Genomic DNA, 24,242 nt, shown 5'->3' with positions numbered 1-24,242 from the left:
GCCGACACCCTCCGCTGGCCCCCCTGCCACTGCCCCCGCTGCCGCACCGGCGACAGACCGCCCGGCGCCTGGTAGTCGCCTGAGGCCGCCGCCCGTGGGCATCGTGAACCCCCTGCGGGTGCATGTCGCACAAGCCGCTCGTAGGCTCGCAGTACGGGTGAGCCGAACCCGGCGATCAGTACGGATCGCACGAAGGGGGCGGAGAGCGGAGCGGGACCGATGGCTCAGGACCAGGTCAGCCGCAATCTCAAGGGCATGGACGATCTCGATTTCACCGGATGGAACAGGGCCGACTGGGACGGTGTGTTTGCCCACCACCACACCGCCGATGTCCTGGTGGACTGGAAGGGCCAGCCGCCGACCCATGGAGTCCAGGAGCACATCGACGCCATGAAGGCGTACGTCGAATCGGCGGGTGGCACGCCCACACAGATCACCTCGCATCCCATCGCCTTCGGGTCAGGTGAGTGGACCTGTGTCATCGGCGAGTTCGAGGGTGGCGGTCGCATGGTCACCGTCGCGAAGTGGCACGACGGTGCGATTGCCGAGGAGTACATCTGGGCCTAGCGCACATCGAAGCGGGGCGAGGTGGATCTGTCACTGGTCAGCGTCCGCTTCGTCACCGCGCGCGCCCACCACGACACGGCCGGTAGACACCCGAGCGAGGGCGTACTCGTACTCACCGCCCTGTCGCAGGCTGCCACCGGGTAGGTCAAAGGGAGCCGCCTCGAAGAACCAAGCGGACGCGACGCCCACGCGAGCAGACACGACGTCAACGCGGATCCCGAACAAGGCGGCAATCCAGCCAGGTCCGTGATCCAGCACACGGCAACCAGGGGTGCCGCATTCGGGCGACCCTCCCAGCGCGCTGCGTTGACCGCCCCGGAGGCCGGAGCCCCCCTCACCCCCGGCCTCCACCCGCCCCTCACCCCCACAGGCCCCGCAACCCTTCACCGCACGCGCATTGACCGCACCCGACCGCCCCTTCTACGTTCACCGGGCAGTCGTCTCCCGGCCGGACCCCACCCCACCCCCCAGCCCCCCACCGTGCTCCGCTGGAGGTCATGCCCGTGCGCCCCACCGCCGTCCTGCTCACCGCCGCCCTCACCCTGACCGCCGCCTCCCTCACCGCCTGCGGGGGAGGTTCGGGCAGCGACCCCGACACCCTGAAGGTCTCCTTCAAGCAGTCCACGGACAACTCGATGAAGGTGATGGACACTCACCTCGCCGGCATCAAGGAACAGTTCGAGAAGGAGTACCCGGGGAAGACGGTCGAGTTCGTGCCGATCAAGGCGGCGGACTCCGAGTACTACACCAAGCTCCAGCAGATGCTCCGCTCCCCGAAGACCGCCCCCGACCTGGTCTACGAGGACACCTTCCTGATCAACTCGGACATCACCAGCGGCTATCTCACCCCCCTCGATCCCTATCTGGAGAAGTGGGCGGACTGGGACCAGTTCATCGACACGGCGAAAGCCGCCGCCCGGGGCGAGGACGGCAAGACGTACGGCGTCCCGGACGGCACCGACACCCGGGGGCTCTGGTACGACAAGGCCATCTTCGCCAAGGCCGGGCTCCCCGCCGACTGGCAGCCGAAGACCTGGGACGACGTGCTGTCCGCCGCCCGCACCATAAAAAACAAGGTGCCGGGCGTCATCCCCCTCAACGTCTACACCGGCAAGCCCGCCGGCGAGGCCGCCACCATGCAGACCTTCGAGATGCTGCTCTACGGCACAGGCACAAGGACTGGCACAGGGACTGGCGCAAGTACAAGTACAAGTACAAGCACAGGCACAAGCACAGGCGGCGATGGGGCCACCGACCCCCTCTACGACAAAGACAGCAAGAAATGGGTCGCCGGAAGTCAGGGGTTCAAGGACGCCCTCGGCTTCGTGGAGACCGTGTACAAGGAGGGCCTCGGCCCCGACGTCTCCGACGCCCTCGACCCCAACTTCGGTACCCGCGTGCGCGGCGAGCTACTGCCCGAGGGCAAGCTCGGCATCGCCCTCGACGGCTCCTGGCTGCCGCAGGACTGGCTGCCCGGCAGCGGGCACGAATGGCCCGAGTGGTCCGAGAAACTGGGGCTCGCCGCGATGCCGACGCAGCACGGGCAGGCGCCCGGCAAGGTGAGCATGTCCGGCGGCTGGACCTGGTCCATCCCGGCCGAGGCGGCCAATCCGGATCTCGCCTTCGACTTCATCACCACCATGCAGACCAAGGCCAACGCCCAGAAGTGGTACATCGCCAACTCCGGGATCGCCGTCCGAGAGGACGTGGCCGCCGATCCCGAGTACGTCGCCGCGCAGCCCGGCATCGAGTTCTTCACCGAACTGGTCTCCGCGACCCACTACCGGCCGGCCTACCCGGCGTACCCGAAGGTGTCCGTGGCGATCCAGGAGGCCATGGAGGGGGTCACCACCGGTGATCTGTCCGTCGCGGAGGCCGCGCGCGGCTACGACGACACCCTCAAGGACGTCACCGACAACCAAGTGATCGAGAAGTAGCGTCGTGACCAGTGCCTCCCTCGACGGATCGTCCGCGCCGGACGGCGGCCCCGTCCGCAAGACCCCACCGCCGGTGTACGAGATCCCCGTACCCCCAGTGGCCCCGCCGCGCCGCCGGACCCGTACCGTCTCCCGATTCCTGCCCCTCTCCCCCGCGCTGATCCTGCTGGTCCTCTTCCTCGCCGGGCCGATCGGCTACTGCGGCTACCTCGCCCTCACCGACCTCCAGCTCACCGGACAGGCCGAGTCGTCGTTCGTCGGGCTGGAGAACTTCCGTACGGCGTTCCAGGACGAGGCGTTCCTGAACGCCGTCTGGCTGACCCTCGTCTTCACCGTGCTGTCCTCGCTCATCGGGCAGAACACCCTCGGTCTGTCGCTCGCCCTGCTGATGCGGCGCGCGTCGAAACCGGTCCGTACGCTCGTCGGCGGCATCGTCGTCACGGCGTGGGTGCTGCCGGAGGTCGTCGCCGGGTTTCTGCTGTACGCGTTCTTCCGCCGCGAGGGGACCCTCAACGCCGTACTCGATTTTCTCCAGCTGCCGTCCCAGAACTGGCTGTTCACCTTGCCGATCCTGGCCGTGTCCTTCGCCAATGTCTGGCGTGGCACGGCGTTCTCGATGCTCGTCTACTCCGCCGCGCTCAACGAGATCCCCCAGGAGGTCACCGAGGCCGCCGAGATGGACGGGGCCAGTGGCCGGCGGCGGCTGTGGCACATCACCCTGCCGATGATCCGCCGCTCGATCGGCACCAACCTGATGCTCAACACCCTCCAGACGCTGTCCGTCTTCGGGCTGATCTGGGTGATGACCCGGGGCGGGCCGGGCGGAAAGAGCCAGACATTGCCCTTGTTCATGTACGAACAGGCTTTCCAGAACAGCATGATCGGGTACGGCACGGCGGTGGCCCTGCTGCTGCTTCTGGTCGGCTCGCTGTTCTCGGTCATCTACCTGCGGCTGCTGCGGATGGAGGTGTGAGGGGCATGGCACGTGAGCGAGTGTCCCGGCGGCTGGCCGCCGACGCGGGACTGCTGGTGGTCGCCGCCGCGTTCGTGCTGCCGCTGGCCTGGGTGGTGCTGTCGGCGGTCGATCCGCACGCCGACCTGCGGGTGAAGGCGCCGGACGGTCTCACCTTCGGCAACTTCGACGCCGTACTGACCACGGACATCACCTTCCGGCCGCTGCTCAACAGTCTGATCCTGTGCGGCGGCGCGACCCTGCTGACCGTGGTGTGCGCGGCGCTGGCCGCCTACCCGCTGTCCCGGTTCCGGTCCCGCCTCAACCGGCCGTTCCTGCTCACCATCCTGTTCGCGACGAGTCTGCCGATCACCGCGATCATGGTGCCGGTCTACGCGCTGTTCGTGCGGGTCGATCTGATCGACACCATGCAGGGCACGATCTTCTTCTTCGCCGCGTCCCAACTGCCGTTCGCCATCTGGCTGATGAAGAACTTCATGGACGGGGTGCCGAAGGAACTGGAGGAGGCGGCCTGGACGGACGGCGCCTCCTCGTTCCAGTCCCTGGTGCGGATCGTGCTGCCGCTGATGGGACCGGGCGTGTCCGTGGTGACCGTCTTCGCCTTCGTGATGATGTGGGGGAACTTCTTCGTCCCGTTCATGCTGCTGCTCACCCCGGACCAGCTCCCGGCCGCCGTCAGCGTCAATGAGTTCTTCGGCAACCGGGGCATGGTGGCGTACGGGCAGCTCGCCGCGTTCTCGATCATCTACTCGACGCCGGTGATCCTGCTGTATGTGCTGGTGGCGCGCAGGTTGGGGGGTGGGTTCGCGCTGGGTGGGGCGGTCAAAGGGTGACAGCAGGGGGCGGGGGCTAGAACACCGACTCCGCCTCGTCCATCCGGTCCTTCGGGACCGTCTTCAGTTCGGTGACCGCCTCGGCCAGCGGGACCATCACGATGTCCGTGCCGCGCAGGGCGGTCATCCGGCCGAACTCGCCCCGGTGGGCGGCTTCCACGGCGTGCCAGCCGAAGCGGGTGGCGAGGACCCTGTCGTACGCCGTCGGCGTGCCGCCGCGCTGGACATGGCCGAGGATGACCGGCTTGGCCTCCTTGCCGAGACGGCGTTCCAGTTCGAAGGCGAGGGCCGTGCCGATGCCCTGGAAGCGCTCGTGGCCGAACTGGTCGATCTCGCCCTTGTCGTAGTCCATGGTGCCCTGCGCGGGGTGGGCGCCCTCGGCCACGCAGACGACGGCGAACTTCTTGCCGCGCGCGAACCGCTCCTCGATCATCTTGGCGATCTCGGCCGGGTCGAAGGGCCGCTCGGGCAGGCAGATGCCGTGCGCCCCGGCGGACATGCCGGACTCCAGGGCGATCCAGCCCGCGTGCCGGCCCATGACCTCGACGACCATCACGCGCTGGTGGGACTCGGCGGTGGTCTTCAGCCGGTCCATCGCCTCGGTGGCGACGCCCACGGCGGTGTCGAAGCCGAAGGTGCGGTCCGTGGAGGAGATGTCGTTGTCGATGGTCTTGGGGACGCCCACGACCGGCAGCCCGGCGTCGGACAGCATCCGGGCGGCCGTCAGGGTGCCCTCGCCGCCGATCGGGATGAGGGCGTCGATGCCGAAGTCACGGATCATGTCGGAGGCGTTCTCGCACGCCTCGCGCAGCCGGTCGCGCTCCAGCCGGGAGGAGCCGAGGATGGTGCCGCCCCGGGCGAGGATGCCGCTGACCGCGTTGAGGTCCAGCGCGCGGTAGCGGCCGTCGAGCAGACCCGCGTACCCGTCCTCGAAGCCGATCACCTCGTCACCGTACTGAGCCACGGCCCGGTGCACGACCGACCGGATCACTGCGTTCAGGCCGGGGCAGTCGCCACCTGCGGTGAGAACTCCGATACGCATCGTGCTGTGTCTCCTGCTCGCTGTTGAGACCGGTGAGCCGCCTTCGATTCTTCCACGTCCCCGGGCCGGGTGTCGTACACCACCACAGACGGGCGCTTTAGCCATCTGCGAGAGTATTGTCAAGGGGATTCACTCGATAGATCTCGATCGCTCTCGATGGCCCTCAATGGCCCTCGATGGATCACGAGGACCACCCGACAGAGAGGAACAGCGCACGTGACGCGCAGCGTGTACGTGACCGGGATCGACCGCGGTGACGGCCGGCAGGTCGTCGAACTGGGGGTCATGGAGCTGCTGACCCGGCAGGTCGACCGGGTGGGGGTGTTCCGTCCGCTGGTGCACGACGGTCCCGACCGGCTCTTCGAGCTGCTGCGCGCCCGCTACCGGCTGGCACAGGACCCGGCGACGGTCTACGGCATGGACTACCACGAGGCGTCCGCCCTCCAGGCCGAGCGCGGCACGGACGAGCTGGTCTCCACCCTGGTCGACCGTTTCCACCTGGTGACCCGGGACTACGACGTCGTCCTCGTCCTCGGTTCCGACTACGCCGGCACCCAGCTCCCCGACGAGCTGTCCCTCAACGCCCGGCTCGCGAACGAGTTCGGGGCGTCGGTGATCCCGGTGGTGGGGGGTCGTCAGCAGAGTGCCGAGTCGGTGCTCGCCGAGACCCGCAACGCGTATCGCGCCTACGACGGGCTGGGCTGCGACGTGCTGGCCATGGTCACCAACCGGGTGGCCCGTGAGGACCGTGACGAGATCGCCGAGCGGCTCGCCGACCGGCTCCCGGTGCCCTGTTACGTGCTGCCCGACGAGCCCGCGCTGGCCGCGCCCACGGTCTCCCAGATCGCCCACACCCTCGGCGCACGGGTGCTCCTCGGTGATGAGTCGGGGCTGGCCCGGGACGCGCTGAACTTCGTGTTCGGCGGTGCGATGCTGCCGAACTTCCTGGCCGCCCTGACCCCGGGCTCGCTGGTGGTCACCCCCGGCGACCGAGCCGACCTGGTGATCGGGGCGCTGGCCGCGCACAGCGCCGGGACCCCGCCGATAGCGGGGGTGCTGCTCACCCTGAACGAGGTGCCGCGCGAGGAGATCCTCACCCTCGCCGCCCGGCTCGCCCCGGGCACCCCGGTGCTGTCGGTGCCCGGCACCAGCTTCCCGACCGCCGAACAGCTCTTCTCCCTGGAGGGCAAGCTCAACGCGGCCACCCCGCGCAAGGCGGAGACCGCGCTCGGCCTGTTCGAGCGGTACATCGACACCGGCGATCTGCTGGGGCGGGTCAGCGCGCCCAGCAGCGACCGGGTCACGCCGATGATGTTCGAGCACAAGCTGCTGGAGCAGGCGCGCGCCGACCGGCGCCGGGTGGTGCTCCCGGAGGGCACCGAGCCGCGCGTGCTGCACGCCGCCGAGGTGCTGCTGCGCCGGGGCGTGTGCGATCTGACGCTGCTGGGCCCCGTCGACCAGATCCGCAAGCGCGCCGCCGACCTCGGCATCGACCTCGGCGACGCCCAGCTGATCGACCCGGCCACCAGCGAACTGCGCGACCCCTTCGCCGAGCGCTACGCGGCGCTGCGCGCCCATCGGGGGGTGAGCGTGGAGCTGGCGTACGACGTCGTCTCGGACGTGAACTACTTCGGCACGCTGATGGTGGAGCGGGGCTTCGCCGACGGCATGGTGTCGGGGTCGGTGCACTCCACGGCGGCGACGATCCGCCCGGCGTTCGAGATCATCAGGACCGAGCCGGGCTCGTCGATCGTCTCGTCCGTCTTCTTCATGTGCCTGGCCGACAAGGTGCTCGTCTACGGCGACTGCGCGATCAACCCGGACCCGGACGCCGAGCAGCTCGCGGACATCGCCGTCCAGTCGGCGGCGACCGCCGCGCAGTTCGGGGTCCAACCCCGGATCGCGATGCTGTCGTACTCCACGGGTACGTCGGGGTCGGGCGCCGATGTCGACAAGGTGCGCGAGGCGACCCGGCTGGTGCGCGAGCGGCGTCCGGACCTCAGCGTCGAGGGGCCGATCCAGTACGACGCGGCCGTGGAGCCGACCGTCGCCGCGACCAAGCTGCCGGAGTCCGAGGTGGCCGGGCAGGCGAGCGTGCTGATCTTCCCCGACCTGAACACCGGCAACAACACGTACAAGGCCGTGCAGCGCTCGGCCGGGGCGATCGCCGTCGGCCCGGTGCTCCAGGGGCTGCGCAGGCCGGTCAACGATCTGTCGCGGGGTGCTTTGGTTTCAGACATCGTGAACACCGTCGCCATCACCGCGATCCAGGCCCAGTCCACCGACCAGAAGGCTCCCCGGCTGTGACCGCGACCTCGACCGCGACCCGTGTCCTCGTCCTCAACTCCGGCTCGTCGTCGCTCAAGTACCAGCTTCTCGACATGCGCGACAGTGACCCGCCCGACGGCCACAGGCGCGACGGCCACCCGCCCGACAGCGGCCCGCGGGGCGGCGGCGGGCGGCTCGCGCAGGGCCTGGTCGAGCGGATCGGGGAGCGGACCTCCCGGCTCCAGCACACCCCGACCGGCGGCGCGACCCGTGAGCGCGGCGGCCCGATCGCCGACCACGACGCCGCTCTGAAGGCCGTGGCGGCGGAGCTGGCGCGGGACGGCCTGGGCCTGGACTCCCCGGAGCTGGCCGCGATCGGGCACCGGGTGGTGCACGGCGGGCTGCTGTTCACCGAGCCGACGCTGATCGACAGCGCCGTGCTCGCCGAGATCGAGCGGCTGATCCCGGTGGCCCCGCTGCACAACCCGGCCAACCTCACCGGCATCCGTACGGCCATGGCACTGCGCCCGGATCTGCCGCAGGTCGCGGTGTTCGACACGGCGTTCCACACCACCATGCCGGAGTCGGCCGCCCGCTACGCCCTCGACACCGAGACGGCCGACAGGTACCGCGTCCGGCGCTACGGCTTCCACGGCACCTCGCACGCGTTCGTCTCCCGGGCGACCGCCGCGCTGCTGGGGAGGGCGCCGCAGGACGTGAACGTGATCGTGCTGCACCTGGGCAACGGCGCGTCGGCGTCGGCGGTGCGCGGCGGGCGGTGTGTGGACACCTCGATGGGGCTGACCCCCTTGGAAGGGCTGGTGATGGGTACGCGTTCCGGTGACCTGGACCCGGCCGTCATCTTCCATTTGATGCGTGTTGGCGAAATGTCCGCCGACGAGATCGACAATCTCCTCAACAAGAGGAGCGGGCTGATCGGGCTGTGCGGGGACAACGACATGCGGGAGATCCGCCGCCGGGTCGACGAGGGCGACGAACAGGCACGGCTCGCCTTCGACATCTACATTCACCGCTTGAAGAAGTACATCGGCGCCTATTACGCCGTGCTCGGCCGGGTGGACGCCATCGCGTTCACGGCCGGGGTCGGGGAGAACGCGGCGCCGGTACGCGCGGCGGCCGTCGCGGACCTCGGTGAGCTGGGCATCGTGGTGGACGCCGGGCTGAACGAGGCACGCACGCGCGGACCCCGGCTGATCTCGCCGCCGTCCGCCCGGGTGGCCCTCGCCGTGGTGCCGACCGACGAGGAACTGGAGATCGCGACACAGACCTACGCACTGGTCGGAGAGAGCGGTTCCGAAAAGAACTAGCGAAATACTCGGCTGAGCACCGGGCCGCCCATTTGTATCTCGCCGCGACTTCCACCACGACTTCCACCGCGACATCCACCACGACTTCCACCAGACGGAATATTCCGTGGCGAAACAAACCGATAGGATCGTCCTATGCGCCGTTCGAAAATCGTCTGTACTCTCGGCCCCGCGGTCGACTCCCACGAGCAACTGGTCGCGCTGATCGAGGCCGGCATGAATGTGGCCCGCTTCAACTTCAGCCACGGCACCCACGCCGAGCATCAGGGCCGCTACGACCGGGTCCGCGCCGCCGCCAAGGAGACCGGCCGGGCCATCGGCGTCCTCGCCGACCTCCAGGGCCCCAAGATCCGCCTGGAGACCTTCGCCGAGGGCCCGGTGGAACTGGTGCGCGGCGACGAGTTCACCATCACCGCCGACGACGTCCCCGGTGACAAGACGATCTGCGGCACCACCTACAAGGGCCTGCCCGGCGATGTCTCGCGCGGCGACCAGATCCTGATCAACGACGGCAATGTCGAGCTGAAGGTCCTGGACGTCGAGGGCCCCCGGGTTAAGTCGATCGTCATCGAGGGCGGGATGGTCTCCGACCACAAGGGCATCAACCTGCCCGGCGCCGCCGTCAACGTCCCCGCGCTCAGCGACAAGGACGTCGAGGACCTGCGGTTCGCGCTGCGCATGGGCTGCGACATGGTCGCGCTGTCCTTCGTCCGGGACGCCAAGGACGTGGCCGACGTCCACCGGGTGATGGACGAGGAGGGCCGGCGCGTCCCCGTCATCGCCAAGGTGGAGAAGCCGCAGGCGGTGGAGAACATGGAGGACGTCGTGATGGCGTTCGACGCCGTGATGGTCGCCCGTGGTGACCTCGCCGTCGAGTACCCGCTCGAAAAGGTCCCCATGGTGCAGAAGCGCCTGATCGAGCTGTGCCGGCGCAACGCGAAGCCGGTGATCGTGGCGACCCAGATGATGGAGTCGATGATCACCAACTCCCGGCCGACCCGCGCCGAGGCGTCCGACGTCGCCAACGCCATCCTGGACGGCGCCGACGCGGTGATGCTGTCCGCCGAGTCCAGCGTGGGCGCGTACCCGATCGAGACCGTCAAGACGATGTCGAAGATCGTCCAGGCGGCCGAGCAGGAGCTGCTGTCCAAGGGCCTCCAGCCGCTGGTGCCGGGCAAGAAGCCGCGCACCCAGGGCGGTTCGGTGGCCCGGGCCGCCTGTGAGATCGCCGACTTCCTCGGCGGCAAGGGCCTGATCGCCTTCACCAAGTCCGGCGACACCGCCCGGCGGCTGTGCCGCTACCGCGCCGAGCCGGAGATCATCGCCTTCACGACGGACGAGTCGACCCGTAACCAGCTCACGCTGAGCTGGGGCGTGGAGCCGCATATCGTGCCGTTCGTGAACAGCACCGACGAGATGGTCGACCTGGTCGACAGCGAGATCGTCAAGCTCAACCGCTTCGACGCCGGCGACATCTTGGTGATCACGGCCGGCTCCCCGCCCGGGGTGTCGGGCACCACGAACATGGTCCGGGTGCACCACCTGGGCCAGGGCGAGCGCGACTGACGCCGACGGCACGGACTTTCGTACGGCACCGAGGGCGCCCCTGGGAGCAGGGGCGCCCTCGGCTGTGTGCGGCTCCCGGACGGGGCTGTGCGACGACGCGACGACGGGGTGGGCGTCGGTCGATGCCGGGCGGGGCGTCAGTCGGGGGTGGTGTACATCTGCATGCCCGGGATGTGCAGATCGCCGCCGAACTGGGCCGCCTGGACCACCGTGACGTCGGTGAAGTAGAGCAGCGGGATGTTCAGCGGCGGCGGGTTCTCGGGGCTGAACTCCACCGGGATCAGGCCCAGCAGCTTGCCGGAGATCTGCTCGGTGTACATCACGGTGTCGCCGTCGCGGATGGTCGAGGTCGAGCCCTCGGCCGCCTGTACGTGATAGGTGGCGCCGGCCTGCTCGTCCCGCACCGTCTGATGCAGATCGCCGATGTCCGTACCGCCGGAGATGACGTACTTGAGCACCTTCTTGCGGGCCCCGCTCGCCGTCTCCACCTCCACGACGCCCTGGTAGTCGGCGTCCTTGAGCAGCAGCGAAGTGGCGTTCAGGTACCAGGGGTCGTCCGGGACCGGGAGCGGGTTGTCGACACCGCCCTCGTCGTCGGTGGCGAGCGGGCAGTCGTCCAGATCGACGCCGGCCGATGGGGTGGGGGTGGTGGACGTGGTGGGGGTGGGGGTCGGGCTCGGGGAGGCGGTGGGCTCCTCGGGCGGTTCGTCCGCGGGCTCGGTGGGGTCCTCGGCCGGTTCCCCGGTCGGCTCGGTGGGCTCGTCGGCGGGGGCGGAGTCGTCCTCCCCGGAATCGTCGTCGCCGGAGTCGTCGCCGGAGTCGTCGCCGGGGCCGTCGTCCTGCGGGCCGGCCGGGTCGGTGCCGTCGGCGGGCGGGGGCGTCGGGTCGGGGCTCGCGGGGTCGTCCTTGCCGCGCCCGGTGAGGCCGTCGGCGATCCCGTCGACCACTCCGTCGATGGCGTCACCGACGGTGTCCAGCAGACCGCCACCGCCAGTTTGCGCGGGCGCGGGCGAGGACCCGCCGGGGGGCGCCGGGGACGGTGTGGGCTCGGCCTTGTCGCCGGAGCCCGGATCCGGCGAAGCGGTGCCGCCCGACAGGTCCTCGCCACCGGCGGCGGACTGCGGGTCGCCGGAGCCACCGTCGGCGGCCTCGGTGGGCGCCGGCGCGGGGGAGGTCTGCGAGGCGGAGGGCGAGGCGGAGAGGTCGTCCCCGGCGGGCTCCTCGGTCGCCCCCTCGGCGGGCCCGGAGGGCTCCTCAGCGGGCTCGGTGGGCTCCTCGGTGGCCTTGCTCGCGTCCTCCAGCGCGGTGAGACAGGCCGCGTACTCGTCGGCGGTCAGTTCGTCGGCCGTCAGGCCGAGGGAGGCCGGCTGGTCCTCGGCGAGGGCGAGCCTCGGGGTGAACCCCATCCCCATGAGCACCGCGGTCGGCATCGCCGCCAGGGCGATGGCCTTGCCGGCCGGCACCTGGAACCTGGTGAACAGCGGCTTCCTGGGCGCCGCGTGACGCGGCCCGGCGCTGACCCGGGCCCCCTGCGCACCGGTCCCGGGGGCCACCTCGTCAGCCGGCACTGTGCCTCCCGTTCGCCTCATGGGCGGGGGCCGGTCCCGGCAGGTCGTCGCGCTCCCCCGCCTGGCGCGGAACGTCGGCCGCCGGGGCGGGCGCGGCCCCGGCGGCCTCACTCCCGGGTGCGCCACCCTTGCCGGCCACGTCCTGCCGTACGGACTCCTGGGGCGCGGACTGCCGCACGGACTCCAGCGCCGCGTCCTGCCGTACCGGCTCCGGGGGCGCGGACTGCCGTACGGGCTCCGGCGCCGCGTCCTGCCGTACGGGCTCACGCGCCACCTCCTGCCGTACCGGCTCCGGGGGCGCGGACTGCCGTACCGATTCCCGGGGTGCCGCCGGCTCGCCCTCGACCCAGGCCACGGCCATCGCGCCGCCGACGAGGGCGAACAGAAAGCCGATCAGAAAGCCACCGAGGTTGGACACGGGGATGGACACCAGCGCCAGCAGGATCGCGGCGACCCCCGCGAAGGTGCGCACATGCCGCTGGAGCCAGAGGCTGAAGCCCAGGACGACGAGCAGCACGCCGATGATCAGCGACCCGGCCCCCGCGGTGGTCGCCATCGCCAGTGTCAGATGACCGATCTGGAGATTCGCGTAGGGGAAGTAGGCGATGGGGAGTCCGCCGAGCATGACGAAGAGCCCGGCCCAGAACGGCCGGGAGCCCCGCCAGCCACGGAACTGGAGCCTGCGGCGGGTGAACCGGCCGACTGCGGCTGGAGTCTCGGCGCTCATCGAAACGTCTCCCTGGAACGGCTTTGCTGTGGTGGAGAGTTGTACCGCGCTGTTGTGCGCGATCGGTGAAGGGGTTCTTCGGCACAGGTGAACGCGCGTGAAGAACACGCGGATCAGGCTGGTCAGGCGGGTGGGCGGGGTCACCATCGGCGGCCCCGCCCGTCAGCCGGTGCTCAGAAGCATTCCTCGGCATCCGTCGACAGCGACATCCTCAGGTCGCTGAGCTTGAAGGTTCCGGCGGTGGTCGCCCACGCCGTCTGCTCCACGTCCGTCAGCACGACCTCCTCGGCCTGCTGGGCGAAGCCGTACCGGTTGGCCTGCTCCCCGCCCCCCTTCATGCCCGGACCCTGATCGGTGCTCCCGGCGGCCACGCCGATGTCGATGTTCGTGAAATCGGCGTCGGCCTCGAGCTGGGCGATGTCGATGTACAGATTCGTCGCCTCGACCGGTTCGCCACCGCCGCCCGCGCGCAGGATCAGACTGACCTTCCCGAACACCGGGACGTTCGGGGTGACGACGGACTGGCACAGGTCCGTGATGGTGGCGGAACTGAAGGCCGAGACGGCGACCGGGTGTTGCACCTCCTGCCCGCTCAGCGTGAAGCCCTTGTCGAGAGCCCCGTACTGAACGAAGCCCTTGCCGTCCAGTTCCTTGGTCGTCACCTTGAACGACTGCCCGGACACGCTGAACGACGCGGCGAGGGCACCCTGAGCGAGGGCCACGCCTATCGCCACCGTGGCGGCCAGGCTGGGCACCATGACCACGGCGAACCGCCTCCATCTGGTCCCACCACGCACCTGGGACTCCATATTTCCTCCTTCTCGGACGTACATCTCCTGACCCCGGCCCACCGGGGAAGCGGCTGGGCCGCGGCAGGGATGGGAGAAGTGCTACGTCCTCGGGAAGGAGACCGCCCGCGTCCCGAAGCGCGAACCGCGCCCCGGTCACCGGCGTTCACCCCCGAGCGACAACCACTGGTCGCGCCTGACACGCATCACGCACAACCCTGCCGGACAGGCTTCGCCGACGGGCGAAGACCCCCCTGCCCGAGAGCCGGCGGCGGCGCCGCCCGCTCCGCCCGGTGGGGACCCCAGAGGTCCCGCGGCCCGACCGGCTGCCGGGGAACGGAAAGGGACCGAGCGTCGCCGATGGTGGTGCATTCTCGCCGCCCGCACAAGGGGGTTCGTTACCGGCTGGTAACGGACGGATGACCACACAACGACACAGGGGTTCGGATCGACGACGCTGGGTGGTACCGATGGGCAGAACAATCCACGGATCGCCGGACAGATTCCGACACAACGACGGGTTCGACCCCCCTGCGGTGACAGCGGCCGCGATTACCAAGATTTAGTAAAGCGCGGCCGCTCTGTGTCACCTCCGGCACCCACACCACAGGAACACCGGACAACTCGCCCCGATCAGGCAATAAATGGGCGATAAATGGGCGATAGACGGACGACGGGCGGACGGCGGACAGACAGCGGACGGACGCTCAGAACAGGGCGCGCGCCAGCGCACGCCGGGCGGCGGCCACGCGCGGATCCTCGCCCCCGACCACCTCGAACAACTCAAGGAGCCGCAGCCGTACGGCGTCCCGGTCGTCGCCCGCCGTGCGCCGCACGGTGTCGATCAGCCGCCCGAAGGCGTCCTCGACATGTCCGCCGACCAGATCGAGGTCGGCGGCGGTGATCTGGGCCTGGACGTCGGCGGGCCGGTCGGCGGCGTCCTTGCGCACCTGCTGCGGGTCGAGGCCCTGCACGCGCTGGAGCAAGTCGGCCTGGGAGAGGCCCAGGGTGGCCTCGGGGTGGCCGGGGTCGTCGGCGAGCACGTTCCTGTACGCCTGGACGGCACCGGCGAGGTCACCGTCGTCCAGCGCCTGGGCGGCGGCGTTGAGCAGGGCTTCGTAGGGCCCGGCGGGTGCCTCGGCGACGGCCTCCGGGGCGGCGCCGGGCTCGGCGTCGGGGTCGACGGTCAGCCCGGTCAGGCCGAACCGCTCCTCGGCGACCTGCACCAGCTGATCGAGGGTCTGCCGGATCTGGGCCTCGGCGGCGGCCCCCTGGAACAGTGGGAGCGCCTGCCCGGCCACGACGGCGAACACCGCGGGGATCCCCTGGATCCCGAACTGCTGCATCAGCAGCTGATTGGCGTCGACATCGATCTTGGCGAGGAGGAAGCGCCCGTCGTACTCGACGGCCAGGCGCTCCAGGACGGGGCTGAGCTGCTTGCAGGGCTGGCACCACTCCGCCCAGAAGTCGATGACGACCGGTACTTCGGCGGAGCGCTGGATGACATCGCGCTCGAAGCCGGCCTCATCGACGTCGATGACGAGATCGGCCGGGGAGACGGCACCGCCCCCACCCTGCCGGGCGGCTTCGGCGCGCGTCTGCTCCGCCTTGGCCTTGGCCTCCTGGGCCGCCTTCACCGCGGCGAGGTCGACGACCCCGCTCATGGACATGTTCCGTGGCTGCATGCGTCTATCCTCCCCCGTTACCGCGCGTGTGTGAAAACACCGTGGAACACCGGCCGATCCGACTGTGGAACAGCAGCCGGTCCGACCGTGGAACAGCGGCCGGTCCGACCGGGAGACACCGGCCGGTCCGGGTGTGCCTCCCGGCCCCCGCCGGGTATGCCGTACGGCACCGGGTCCCCACCCGCGCCGTCCGGTCACCGCCCGCGTACGTCCGGCACGGGCGGTGGCACAAGCCGTGGTCACAGCGTCACAGCGTCCACCGCGCTTTCGCTACGAGCCGTAGCGTAATGGGAGCGACCCGGCCCGGGGAAGCACCCTTCGGTGATCTCCCTCACGGCGCGGCCCCGCCCCTGAGCCACCCACCGGTCCCGCCTCAGTTGCGTGTCCTTCCCGCCGCCGGGCACAGCTCGGGCACAGTCCGGGCGCGATCGGGCACGGCCGGAGGCGATCGGGCATGACCGGGCACAGTCGGGCGGGGTCGGGGAGGACCGCCGGATAGGGTCGGGACATGCAGAGCCGGATCCCCGCCGCCGCCCGTGGCCGCCCGCGCAGCACCACCGCGGACACCGCGATCCTGCGGGCGACGCGGGAGGCGCTGACCGAGCTGGGCTGGTCGAAACTGACCCTGTCGGACGTGGCGGCGCGCGCGGGCGTCGCGAAGACCACCCTCTACCGCCGCTGGGCCGGGAAGAACGAACTGGTGGTCGACGCGGTCGCGGAACTCTTCGACGGCCTGCGCCTGCCGGACCGCGGCAGCCTGGCGGCGGACATCGAGGGCGTGGTCCTCCAGTTCGCCGCGGTCCTGTCCCGCCCGGAGGCCAGGAGCGGCCTGATGGCGGTGGTCGCCGAGGCCACCCGTGACGAGGCCCTGCGCGAGCGCATCCGGGCCTCCATCGTCGACCGCCAGAAACGCCTGGTCCTCCAGGGCCGGGAACGGGGTGAGGCGCGCGGCGAACTCACCCCGCAGACGGACCCGGAGGAGGCCGCGCGCACCGCCGACCTCATCTTCGACCTGGTGGCCGGCGCGGTCGTCCACCGCTCCCTGGTGAGCGCGCAGCCTGCGGACGCCCGCTGGGTACGGTCACTGACCCGCGTCCTGCTCGTGGGCCTCCCGGGTGCGACGGACCAGGGCCCGGCCGGCGGACCGGCGTAGCGCCTGCCCTCCGCGCCCCCGCTCAGAATCCGGCGGGCTCGGTGTACACCCCCCACTCGTCCCGCAGCAGCCCGCAGATCTCCCCCAGGGTGGCCTCGGCGCGTACGGCGGTGAGCATCGGCTCGATCATGCGGGAGCCGTCGCGGGCGGCGTCGAGCAGCGCGGCCAGCGCGGCGCGCACCGCGGCCTCGTCCCGCCGCCCCTTGCGGGCGCCCAGCTCCCGTACCTGCTCGCGCTCCACCTCGTGGCCGACCCGGAGGATCTCCAGGTCCCCGGTGACGGACCCGGTGTGGACGTTGACGCCCACGACCCGCTTCTCGCCCTTCTCCAGGGCGCGCTGGTACTGGAAGGCGGCCTCGGCGATCTCGCCGGTGAACCAGCCGTCCTCGATGCCGCGCAGGATGCCCGAGGTGACCGGCCCGATCGGATGACGTCCGTCGGGGTGGGCCCGTAGGCCCCGTTCCTTGATCCGGTCGAAGATCTTCTCGGCGTCGGCCTCGATGCGGTCGGTGAGCTGCTCGACGTACCAGGAGCCGCCCAGCGGGTCGGCGACGTTGGCGACGCCGGTCTCCTCCATCAGGACCTGCTGGGTGCGCAGGGCGATCTCGGCGGCCTGCGCGGAGGGCAGGGCGAGGGTCTCGTCGAGGGCGTTGGTGTGCAGGGAGTTGGTGCCGCCGAGGACGGCCGCGAGCGCCTCCACCGCCGTCCGTACGACGTTGTTGTACGGCTGCTGGGCGGTCAGGGAGACGCCGGCGGTCTGGGTGTGGAAGCGCAGCCACTGCGCCCTGTCGGTCCTCGCCCCGTACACGTCCCGCAGCCAGCGCGCCCAGATGCGGCGTGCGGCGCGGAACTTGGCGATCTCCTCGAAGAAGTCGAGATGGGCGTCGAAGAAGAAGGAGAGGCCGGGCGCGAAGACGTCCACGTCCAGGCCGCGGCTGAGACCCAGCTCCACGTATCCGAAGCCGTCGGCCAGCGTGTACGCCAGTTCCTGCGCGGCCGTGGAGCCGGCCTCGCGGATGTGGTAGCCGGAGACGGAGAGCGGCTTGTAGTCGGGGATGTGCTCGGCGCAGTACTCCATCAGGTCGCCGATCAGCCTCAGGTGCGGCTCGGGCTGGAAGAGCCACTCCTTCTGGGCGATGTACTCCTTGAAGATGTCGGTCTGGAGTGTGCCGTTGAGGACGGACGGGTCGATGCCCTGGCGCTCGGCGGCGACCAGGTACATGCAGAAGACGGGGACCGCCGGGCCGCTGATCGTCATGGAGGTGGTGACGTCCCCGAGCGGGATGTCGCGGAACAGCACTTCCATGTCGGCGGCGGAGTCGATCGCCACCCCGCAGTGCCCGACCTCGCCGAGCGAGCGCGGGTCGTCGGAGTCCCGCCCCATCAGCGTCGGCATGTCGAACGCGACGGACAGGCCGCCCCCGCCCGCCGCCAGGATCATCTGGTAGCGCTCATTGGTCTGCCCGGCGTTCCCGAACCCGGCGAACTGCCGGATCGTCCAGGTCCGCCCCCGGTACCCGGTCGGATGCAGCCCGCGCGTGAAGGGGTACTCCCCGGGCCAGCCGATCCGCTCGAAGCCCGCGTATCTGTCCCCGGGCCGGGGCCCGTACACCGGCTCCACGGCATCCCCGGAGAGCGTGGTGAAGTCGGCCTCCCGCTTCCGCGCGGAGTCGAACCGGGCCTGCCAGCGACGGCGGCCCTCCTCGATGGCGTCAGCATCCATGCCATCGAATTTACTGGGATGTCCGAATAAATGCCGACTGGCTGGCGGAACGCCGGTACGTCCCGGCGATCCGCCCGAAGCCCTGGGGGCTAGACCCTCGCGGCCGCCGGAGCAGGCTGCGCGACCTTCGCGTCCAGTTCCCGCGAGATCTTGCGCTCGACGAAGAAGACGGCCGTCGGGACGGTGCCCGCGAGCAGCACCCACAGCTGCTTGCCGACCGGCCACTTCGCCTTGGAGCCCAGATCGAAGGCGAAGAGCAGATAGACGACGTAGAGCCACCCGTGTGCCATCGAGACGACGAAGGTCGCGTCGTCGGCGCCGTCGATGTCCAGCACGTACTTGCCGATCATGCACAGGCACAGCAGGACCAGGAGCACGCCGGTGACGTAGGCCATGACGCGGTAGCGGGTCAGCACGCTCTTTTTCATGCCGCCGAGCGTATCGGCATGTTCCGGGCGATCTTCCGGCGGGTCAGCATGGCGGAAGCCCTCGTTCACCGCCGCCCGGACACCCGGTTCGCTCCGCGTTCACACGGCCCTCACTCGGCGTCGAAGTCCTCCGCCGCCACCCGCAACGGCCGCAGCATCGCGAAGATCTCCGTGCACTCCTCGGCGTCGTACACACCCAGGCCGAAGTCCATCGCCATGAGGTCGCGGGTGGCGGACTCGACGACCTCGCGGCCCTTGTCGGTGATGACGGCGAGGGTGCCGCGGCCGTCGTTGGGGTTGGGGCGCTTGGCGACCAGCCCGGATTTCACCAGCCGGTCGACGGTGTTGGTGACCGAGGTGGGGTGGACCATCAGCCGCTCGCCGATCTTGGACATCGGCAGTTCGCCCTCTTTGGAGAAGGTGAGCAGGACCAGGGCCTCGTACCGGGCGAAGGTCAGACCGTAGGGCCTCACCACCGCGTCGACCTCGGCGAGGAGGATCTGGTGCGCCCGCATGATCGAGGTGATCGCGGCCATGGCCGGCACACTGCCCCAGCGCCGCTTCCAGAGTTCATCGGCGCGGGCGATGGGATCGAACGGGAGACTGAGCGGCTTCGACACGGCATCAGACCCTACCCGTCGGTCATATCGCGGTCAGCCCTGTCTCGTCCTTCGGTCCACCCCGCTCCGGCCGACCCGTCGGGCGACCCCTCAGGTGACCCGTCACAGGACCGGAAGGAATCCCGGTGACCCGTACGGCGGGACATCTCCATGTCCATCCCACCCCCATCTGTCACCTTATGTAACTATATCGACGTTCCGTCACCGACTGTCACTGTCACCTCCTCTCCGCTCAGGGAGCAGCAGCATGTCCCGGCTGATCCACACCCTCGCGGCGCTCGCGGTGCTCGGGCTCACCGTGGGCTGCGCGTCCGCCCCCGGCGTCGACGAGGCGTCCGTCGCGGGGGCCGCGTCCCGCGACGCGCGGCCCGCGTCGCCGTTCTGGGTCGATCCCGGCAGCCCCGCCGCCCGGCAGATCCGCGCCTGGCGGCAGCAGGGCCGGACGGCGGACGCCGAGCTGCTGAGGCGGATCGCCGAGCAGCCCGCCATGCTGTGGCCCGCCGGGGAGACCGACCCCGCCCCGCTGGTCCGCGCGGCCACCGACGCCGCCCGGCGGCAGGGCAGAACGGCGCTGCTGGCGGCGTACAACATCCCGCACCGGGACTGCGGGCAGCACTCGGCGGGCGGTGCGCCCGACGCGGACGCCTACCGGGACTGGATCGGGCGGTTCGCGGCGGCGATCGGGGACGCGAAGGCGCTGGTGGTGCTGGAGCCGGACGCCATCGCCCATGTCATCTCGGGGTGCACGCCCGTCGCACTGGAGCCGGAGCGGGAGGGGCTGCTGCGCGAGGCGATCGGCCTGCTGAAGCGGCAGCCGCACACCAAGGTGTATGTGGACGCGGGCAATCCGGCCTGGATCAAGGAGCCGGACAAGCTGGTCGAGCCGCTGCGGCGGGCCGGGGTGGCGGACGCGGACGGGTTCGCGCTGAACGTCTCCAACTTCCAGACCGACGCGGTGGCGACGGCGTACGGCCAGCGGCTGTCGCGGGGGCTCGGCGGCAAGCACTTCGTCATCGACACCAGCCGCAACGGCCGGGGTCCTCTCGACGGTGTCTGGTGCAATCCGCCCGGCCGGGCGCTGGGCACCCGGCCCACGGACGACACCGGGGTGCCCGGTCTCGACGCCTATCTGTGGATCAAGCGGCCCGGCGAGTCGGACGGCGCCTGCGAGGGCGGGCCGCGGGCCGGGCGCTGGTGGCCGGAGTACGCCCTGGAGCTGGCCCGCAACGCGAAGGGGTAGCCCCGCGCGCGGTCAGCGCTCCACGTGGATCCACTTCGCCTCCGAGGGGGTGCCCTCGGCGTCCGTCACGAAGAGCATGTACCAGCCGGGCGGCACCAGCGCCCGGTCGTCCGGGACGGTGAACGTCACCGAGTCGCCCTTCTTGGTCACCGCCAGCTCGATCGAGCGCTGTTCGACGTCGGTGGTGTGGGTGACGGCGCTGGGCCGCATCAGCCGGGCGGCGGCGATCCGCTCGGGGTGCTCGGTCGGGTAGGTCACCGTCCCGTCGGCCTCCGGCTTCTCGGGCCCGGCCTTGAGGACCGGCCGATTCGCGCCCGCGCGGTGCAGGGCGGGCGGCGTGAAGACCTCCATGCGCTGCTCGAAGTGGCCCAGCTTGGTGTTCTGCTGGTCGTCGAAGAGCGGGTCGGAGCCGAAGGTGGCCACCCGGCCGTCGGGCAGCAGCAGCCCCTCGGAGTGGTAGTTACGGCCGACCTCGGGCGCGGCGGCCTCCCGGAAGGTGTTGGCCCTGGGGTCGTAGAACTGCGCCTTGAGGATGTTGCTGGCGCCGCGCCCCCGGTAGTCGGAGGAGCCGTTGGAGGTGAAGACGGTGTCGTCCGGCATGATCACGCTGTTCAGATAGCGGGTGCCCTGGGGCAGGTCGGGGCCGTCCTCGAAGACCGGGTTGTCCGCCGTGAGGTCGACGACCGCCGTGCGCGCGGTGGCCTTGGACGACTCGCCGACGCCTCCGCCGCCCAGGATCATCACCTTCTGGTCCTGCGCGGGCGGCAGCAGCAGCGAGGTGGCGGTCTCGGTCCGGTCGGCGTCCCGCAGGCCGGGCACCTTGGTGAAGCGGTTGGTCTCCAGGTCCCAGATGCCGGGCTCGCGGCCCTGGTCGGCGGGCCCGTACCCGGCGTTGGCGGCGGAGTAGAACAGCTTGCCGCCCTGGGTGAGGAAGAGCGCGGGATACGTGGGGAAGTACCGCTTGGGCCCCGGCGTCCACGTCTTCGTCCCCGGGTCGTAGATCTCGTTGTCCCCGGGGTCGATCATCCCGACGTCGTCCAGCCCGGAGACGGCGAGGATCCGCCCGTCGTCCAGGCCGACCAGGGTCGGGTACCAGCGGGCCTTGTCCATCGGGTCGACCGGGAGGTACTTCTCGGCGACCGGGTCGAACTCGTAGGCGGCGCGGATCCCCTGGAAGTCCTGCTTCTCCAGGGTGATCCGCTCACTGAGCCCGTAGGTGTTCCGCGCGTCGGCGCCCTTGAGGCCGACGATCCCGTACTGGGCCCGCTGCTCGGTGACGGACGACCGGCCGCCCTTGACGGCCTCGACGAAGACGCGGGCCTCGCTCGCGGTGATGGCCACGCCCTGGTCGCCGTCGGTCTTCGTCGCCCGGGGGACGGTCACGTCGAACCGGGTCAGGTACTCGACCCCGGTGGGCGAGCGGAAGCGGGTGCCCTTCTTCAGGAACACGGCCCGGTCCGGGTTCTCGTTCTTCACCCGCATCCCGCCACCGGCCCGCTCGACCTCGCCGTCGAGGAGTTCGTAGCGGGCGGTGCCGCCGGCCACCAGGAGCCGCCCGTCCGGCAGTTGGGCGTGGCCCGCGCAGAAGAAATCCTCCGGCGTCGGGATCTTCTTGAAGGTGTTCGCCTTCGGGTCCCACAGCACGGTGTCGAAGGCGCCCTGGTCGAACTTGCGCTGCTCGTTGCCCGATCCGGCCACGATGAGGACCTTGCCGGTGTGCAGGAGGGCGGCGTGGATGGCGTTGGTGCGGTACTCCCGAGGGATGTCGATCTGGTCCCAGGAGCCGTAGCGGGCCTGGTAGGCGGGCCGGGAGATCTTGTAGTCGTGGTACGTCTCCCCGGCGAGGTCCAGCGCGGCCGGGGCGTTCAGGCCCAGCAGGATCGCGGCACCACCGATGCCGAAAAGGGTCTTCCTGGTCTTGGGCGAGGGCGTGCGGGCCATGGCCTAGGTGCCTCCTGTCGTGGTGGTGCGGGGCGCGGTGGGGGGCGCGGGCCCAGCGGGTTCGGGGACCGGGGCCCGGGCCCGCCGGGGAACCCCCGGGCGGTCGCGGTACCCGGCGAGCCGTCCGGCGGCCCAGATCGCGACCGGGGCCAGCGAGACGGCCGTCGCGAGGACCGCCCAGGTGCGCATGGCGGCATGGGTGTGGCCGAGGATCACGGACGCGGTGAGGGAGGTGACGAGCAGGATCGCCCAGCCCAAGTGGATCCGGAAGGTCAGCAGCCGGTCGGGGCTGGCGTCACCGCCCTTGGGGGTGACCACGAACCGGCTGGGGCGCCGGGTCAGGGCCTCGCCGAGCGACTTCAGATACAGGGGCGCGGACAGCGCCGACATCGCCATCCCGGCCAGCCCGCCGGAGCCGCTCGGCTCGTGCGGCGAGACGTTGTGGCGGCGGTTCCACAGATACAGGCCGATCTGGAGAGCGGCGGCGTCGCTGTGGAGCATCAGCCACACCGAGGCCGCGACCTGCGTACCGGACGCCCCGAACCACAGGAACAGCAGACAGCTGAGAATCCCCAGGAACCAGTTGACGGCCGTCATCGGGTAGTAGACGAGCATCAGCGTGTACGAGAACAGCCGCCCCGGCGGCATGCTGAACGGCGCCTTCCAGTACTGCGTGAACAGCGTCTCGTACGTCCCGCGCGACCAGCGCAGCTGCTGGGTGAAGAAGTCCGTCCAGGACGCCGGGCCCTCCCCCACGGCCAGCACGTCCGGCGTGTAGACGGACCGCCAGTGGCGTCCGGTGCGCGGATTGCGCCGCCGGTGCAGCTCGAACCCGGTGGCCATGTCCTCGGTGATGGAGTCGTACAGCCCGCCGATCTGCCGCACGGCGGCGATCCGTACGACGTTGTTGGTGCCGACGAACATCGGCGCCCGGTAGCGGTTCCCGGCCCGCTGGATCAGCGCGTGGAAGAGGAACTGCTGTGACTCGGCGGCCTTGGTGACCGGCGAGGTGTAGTTCCCGTACACCTGAGGTCCGACGACGAAGGCGACGTCCGGGTCCCGGAAGTAGCCCATCATCCGCTCCAGGAACGCGGGGTGCGGGACATGGTCGGTGTCGACGGAGGCGAAGAACTCGTACGCGTCGCCGTGCAGGGCGATCCAGGCGTTGTAATTGCCGTGCTTGGTACGGGCCTTGTGGACACCTCGGGCGCGATTCCACTCGGGGACGCCGTGCCGGGTGAAGTGACGGACCCCCAGTTCCGCGCAGAGCGCCTTGGCCCGAGGGTCGTCGCCCTCGTCCAGGAGCCAGACGTCGAGCGGGCCGGTGTGGGTGATCCGGGTGGCGCCTTCGAGGGTGGCGCGGACCATGGAGAGCGGCTCTTTGCCGGGGACGTACGTGGTGAGGAAGGCGACGCGGGTGCCGGGTTCGGGGACGACCGGGACGGGGTCGCGGGCGACCAGCGTGGCGTGCGCCACCGAGGCGACGTTGACGACCATGAACAGCCCGATCAGCCCGATGGATATGAGCATGGTGGCGTCGAGCCGGACCAGCCACCGCTCACCGCCCTCGCGCTCCACCCAGTGACTGGGCCAGACGAGGTAGACCAGCAGCAGGCCGGTGACCAGCGGCGCGAGGACCATCAGCAGGACCGCCCGTATTCGGTGCGGTTCCCGCGCCAGCAGCGAGGTGTAACGCACCTGGTACGCGTCGCCGGGCGGCTCCGTGAGCGGCCCGGCGAGTCGGCTGTGGGTGTGGTAGTCGTAGCCCTCGGGCCGCACTGCACCCTCCCATCACATGGACGATCGAACCTGCCGTATCCACACAGAAGTGCAGTTTCACCAATGTGTCGAACGG

The 24,242-nt window shown here is 70.5% G+C and carries 19 protein-coding genes and 1 pseudogene; 10 read left to right on the top strand and 10 right to left on the bottom strand.

Features of this window, described 5'->3' with window-relative positions:
- Positions 1–219 precede the first annotated feature (219 nt).
- From ACFRFC_RS32010 to ACFRFC_RS31990, 5 genes are all read left to right on the top strand, one after another.
- Positions 220–567 carry a hypothetical protein gene (locus tag ACFRFC_RS32010; RefSeq protein WP_382685564.1) on the top strand — a complete coding sequence of 116 codons (348 nt, stop codon included), beginning with the start codon at positions 220–222 and terminating at the stop codon, positions 565–567.
- A gap of 21 nt (positions 568–588) precedes the next feature.
- Entirely contained in the window at positions 589–711 is a 123-nt protein-coding gene (locus tag ACFRFC_RS32005; RefSeq protein ID WP_382685567.1) for a hypothetical protein, read from the top strand.
- 353 nt (positions 712–1,064) lie between these two features.
- Positions 1,065–2,504 carry an extracellular solute-binding protein gene (locus ACFRFC_RS32000; protein WP_382685570.1) on the top strand — a complete coding sequence of 480 codons (1,440 nt, stop codon included), beginning with the start codon at positions 1,065–1,067 and terminating at the stop codon, positions 2,502–2,504.
- An 82-nt stretch (positions 2,505–2,586) separates the two neighbouring features.
- Complete coding sequence (locus ACFRFC_RS31995) at positions 2,587–3,477, top strand: carbohydrate ABC transporter permease (protein ID WP_382685788.1); 891 nt, start codon at positions 2,587–2,589, stop codon at positions 3,475–3,477.
- 5 nt (positions 3,478–3,482) lie between these two features.
- Positions 3,483–4,310 carry a carbohydrate ABC transporter permease gene (locus ACFRFC_RS31990; protein ID WP_382685572.1) on the top strand — a complete coding sequence of 276 codons (828 nt, stop codon included), beginning with the start codon at positions 3,483–3,485 and terminating at the stop codon, positions 4,308–4,310.
- Between the two features lie 16 nt (positions 4,311–4,326).
- On the opposite strand, the gene ACFRFC_RS31985 is transcribed toward ACFRFC_RS31990, so the two are convergent.
- The gene (locus tag ACFRFC_RS31985) at positions 4,327–5,352 is read right to left on the bottom strand and encodes an ATP-dependent 6-phosphofructokinase (RefSeq protein ID WP_382685575.1); all 1,026 of its coding nucleotides are present in this window, start codon (positions 5,350–5,352) and stop codon (positions 4,327–4,329) included.
- A 216-nt stretch (positions 5,353–5,568) separates the two neighbouring features.
- Between ACFRFC_RS31985 and pta the strand changes: the two genes are divergently transcribed.
- From pta to pyk, 3 genes are all read left to right on the top strand, one after another.
- Positions 5,569–7,659 (top strand): phosphate acetyltransferase, encoded by a 2,091-nt coding sequence (pta, locus tag ACFRFC_RS31980; protein ID WP_382685578.1) that lies wholly within the window; start codon positions 5,569–5,571, stop codon positions 7,657–7,659.
- Positions 7,656–8,948, top strand: a complete 1,293-nt coding sequence (locus ACFRFC_RS31975; RefSeq protein WP_382685581.1) for an acetate kinase — start codon at positions 7,656–7,658, stop codon at positions 8,946–8,948. Before pta ends, ACFRFC_RS31975 begins: the two co-directional genes overlap by 4 nt.
- A gap of 135 nt (positions 8,949–9,083) precedes the next feature.
- Positions 9,084–10,514 carry a pyruvate kinase gene (pyk, locus tag ACFRFC_RS31970; RefSeq protein ID WP_382685585.1) on the top strand — a complete coding sequence of 477 codons (1,431 nt, stop codon included), beginning with the start codon at positions 9,084–9,086 and terminating at the stop codon, positions 10,512–10,514.
- 137 nt (positions 10,515–10,651) lie between these two features.
- Here the strand turns inward: pyk and ACFRFC_RS31965 are convergent, their stop codons facing one another.
- The 4 genes and pseudogenes from ACFRFC_RS31965 to ACFRFC_RS31950 form a co-directional block, all read right to left on the bottom strand.
- Positions 10,652–12,082 carry a hypothetical protein gene (locus ACFRFC_RS31965; protein WP_382685587.1) on the bottom strand — a complete coding sequence of 477 codons (1,431 nt, stop codon included), beginning with the start codon at positions 12,080–12,082 and terminating at the stop codon, positions 10,652–10,654.
- 328 nt (positions 12,083–12,410) lie between these two features.
- A pseudogene (locus ACFRFC_RS31960) lies at positions 12,411–12,809 on the bottom strand (DUF6114 domain-containing protein); the annotation flags it as partial.
- Between the two features lie 173 nt (positions 12,810–12,982).
- Positions 12,983–13,618: a DUF6230 family protein gene (locus ACFRFC_RS31955; RefSeq protein ID WP_382685590.1), complete on the bottom strand. Its 636-nt coding sequence runs from the start codon at positions 13,616–13,618 to the stop codon at positions 12,983–12,985.
- A 686-nt stretch (positions 13,619–14,304) separates the two neighbouring features.
- On the bottom strand, positions 14,305–15,282 hold the full coding sequence (locus ACFRFC_RS31950) for a tetratricopeptide repeat protein (RefSeq protein WP_382685592.1): 978 nt from the start codon (positions 15,280–15,282) through the stop codon (positions 14,305–14,307).
- Between the two features lie 508 nt (positions 15,283–15,790).
- On the opposite strand from ACFRFC_RS31950, the gene ACFRFC_RS31945 reads away from it, so the two are divergent.
- Positions 15,791–16,435, top strand: a complete 645-nt coding sequence (locus tag ACFRFC_RS31945) for a TetR/AcrR family transcriptional regulator (RefSeq protein WP_382685595.1) — start codon at positions 15,791–15,793, stop codon at positions 16,433–16,435.
- 22 nt (positions 16,436–16,457) lie between these two features.
- Here ACFRFC_RS31945 and ACFRFC_RS31940 read toward each other — a convergent pair whose 3' ends face one another.
- From ACFRFC_RS31940 to ACFRFC_RS31930, 3 genes are all read right to left on the bottom strand, one after another.
- Positions 16,458–18,158 carry a methylmalonyl-CoA mutase gene (locus ACFRFC_RS31940; protein WP_382685597.1) on the bottom strand — a complete coding sequence of 567 codons (1,701 nt, stop codon included), beginning with the start codon at positions 18,156–18,158 and terminating at the stop codon, positions 16,458–16,460.
- An 89-nt stretch (positions 18,159–18,247) separates the two neighbouring features.
- Positions 18,248–18,586: a DUF3817 domain-containing protein gene (locus ACFRFC_RS31935; protein WP_382685600.1), complete on the bottom strand. Its 339-nt coding sequence runs from the start codon at positions 18,584–18,586 to the stop codon at positions 18,248–18,250.
- Between the two features lie 110 nt (positions 18,587–18,696).
- Complete coding sequence (locus ACFRFC_RS31930; protein WP_382685602.1) at positions 18,697–19,206, bottom strand: MarR family winged helix-turn-helix transcriptional regulator; 510 nt, start codon at positions 19,204–19,206, stop codon at positions 18,697–18,699.
- Between the two features lie 247 nt (positions 19,207–19,453).
- Between ACFRFC_RS31930 and ACFRFC_RS31925 the strand changes: the two genes are divergently transcribed.
- Entirely contained in the window at positions 19,454–20,446 is a 993-nt protein-coding gene (locus ACFRFC_RS31925; RefSeq protein ID WP_382685604.1) for a glycoside hydrolase family 6 protein, read from the top strand.
- Positions 20,447–20,458: 12 nt separating this feature from the next.
- On the opposite strand, the gene ACFRFC_RS31920 is transcribed toward ACFRFC_RS31925, so the two are convergent.
- Both ACFRFC_RS31920 and ACFRFC_RS31915 read right to left on the bottom strand, forming a co-directional pair.
- The gene (locus tag ACFRFC_RS31920; protein ID WP_382685607.1) at positions 20,459–22,387 is read right to left on the bottom strand and encodes a galactose oxidase-like domain-containing protein; all 1,929 of its coding nucleotides are present in this window, start codon (positions 22,385–22,387) and stop codon (positions 20,459–20,461) included.
- Positions 22,388–22,390: 3 nt separating this feature from the next.
- The gene (locus ACFRFC_RS31915; RefSeq protein WP_382685609.1) at positions 22,391–24,166 is read right to left on the bottom strand and encodes a glycosyltransferase family 2 protein; all 1,776 of its coding nucleotides are present in this window, start codon (positions 24,164–24,166) and stop codon (positions 22,391–22,393) included.
- Between the last annotated feature and the right edge of the window lie 76 nt (positions 24,167–24,242).

The sequence above is a fragment of the Streptomyces sp. NPDC056734 genome (assembly GCF_042790455.1).
Lineage (GTDB): Bacteria > Actinomycetota > Actinomycetes > Streptomycetales > Streptomycetaceae > Streptomyces.
Note: the sequence above shows the minus strand (reverse complement) of the source record. Positions and strands in the feature narration are given on the sequence as shown.

Excerpts from the sequence above, each read along its gene's own strand:
- ACFRFC_RS31955 (WP_382685590.1), bottom strand. The coding sequence starts at position 13,618 with ATGGAGTCCCAGGTGCGTGGTGGGACCAGATGGAGGCGGTTCGCCGTG.
- ACFRFC_RS31990 (WP_382685572.1), top strand. The coding sequence starts at position 3,483 with ATGGCACGTGAGCGAGTGTCCCGGCGGCTGGCCGCCGACGCGGGACTG.
- ACFRFC_RS31950 (WP_382685592.1), bottom strand. The coding sequence starts at position 15,282 with ATGCAGCCACGGAACATGTCCATGAGCGGGGTCGTCGACCTCGCCGCG.
- ACFRFC_RS32000 (WP_382685570.1), top strand. The coding sequence starts at position 1,065 with ATGCCCGTGCGCCCCACCGCCGTCCTGCTCACCGCCGCCCTCACCCTG.
- ACFRFC_RS31920 (WP_382685607.1), bottom strand. The coding sequence starts at position 22,387 with ATGGCCCGCACGCCCTCGCCCAAGACCAGGAAGACCCTTTTCGGCATC.
- ACFRFC_RS31925 (WP_382685604.1), top strand. The coding sequence starts at position 19,454 with ATGTCCCGGCTGATCCACACCCTCGCGGCGCTCGCGGTGCTCGGGCTC.
- ACFRFC_RS31945 (WP_382685595.1), top strand. The coding sequence starts at position 15,791 with ATGCAGAGCCGGATCCCCGCCGCCGCCCGTGGCCGCCCGCGCAGCACC.
- ACFRFC_RS32010 (WP_382685564.1), top strand. The coding sequence starts at position 220 with ATGGCTCAGGACCAGGTCAGCCGCAATCTCAAGGGCATGGACGATCTC.
- ACFRFC_RS31935 (WP_382685600.1), bottom strand. The coding sequence starts at position 18,586 with ATGAAAAAGAGCGTGCTGACCCGCTACCGCGTCATGGCCTACGTCACC.
- ACFRFC_RS31985 (WP_382685575.1), bottom strand. The coding sequence starts at position 5,352 with ATGCGTATCGGAGTTCTCACCGCAGGTGGCGACTGCCCCGGCCTGAAC.
- ACFRFC_RS31940 (WP_382685597.1), bottom strand. The coding sequence starts at position 18,158 with ATGGATGCTGACGCCATCGAGGAGGGCCGCCGTCGCTGGCAGGCCCGG.
- pyk (WP_382685585.1), top strand. The coding sequence starts at position 9,084 with ATGCGCCGTTCGAAAATCGTCTGTACTCTCGGCCCCGCGGTCGACTCC.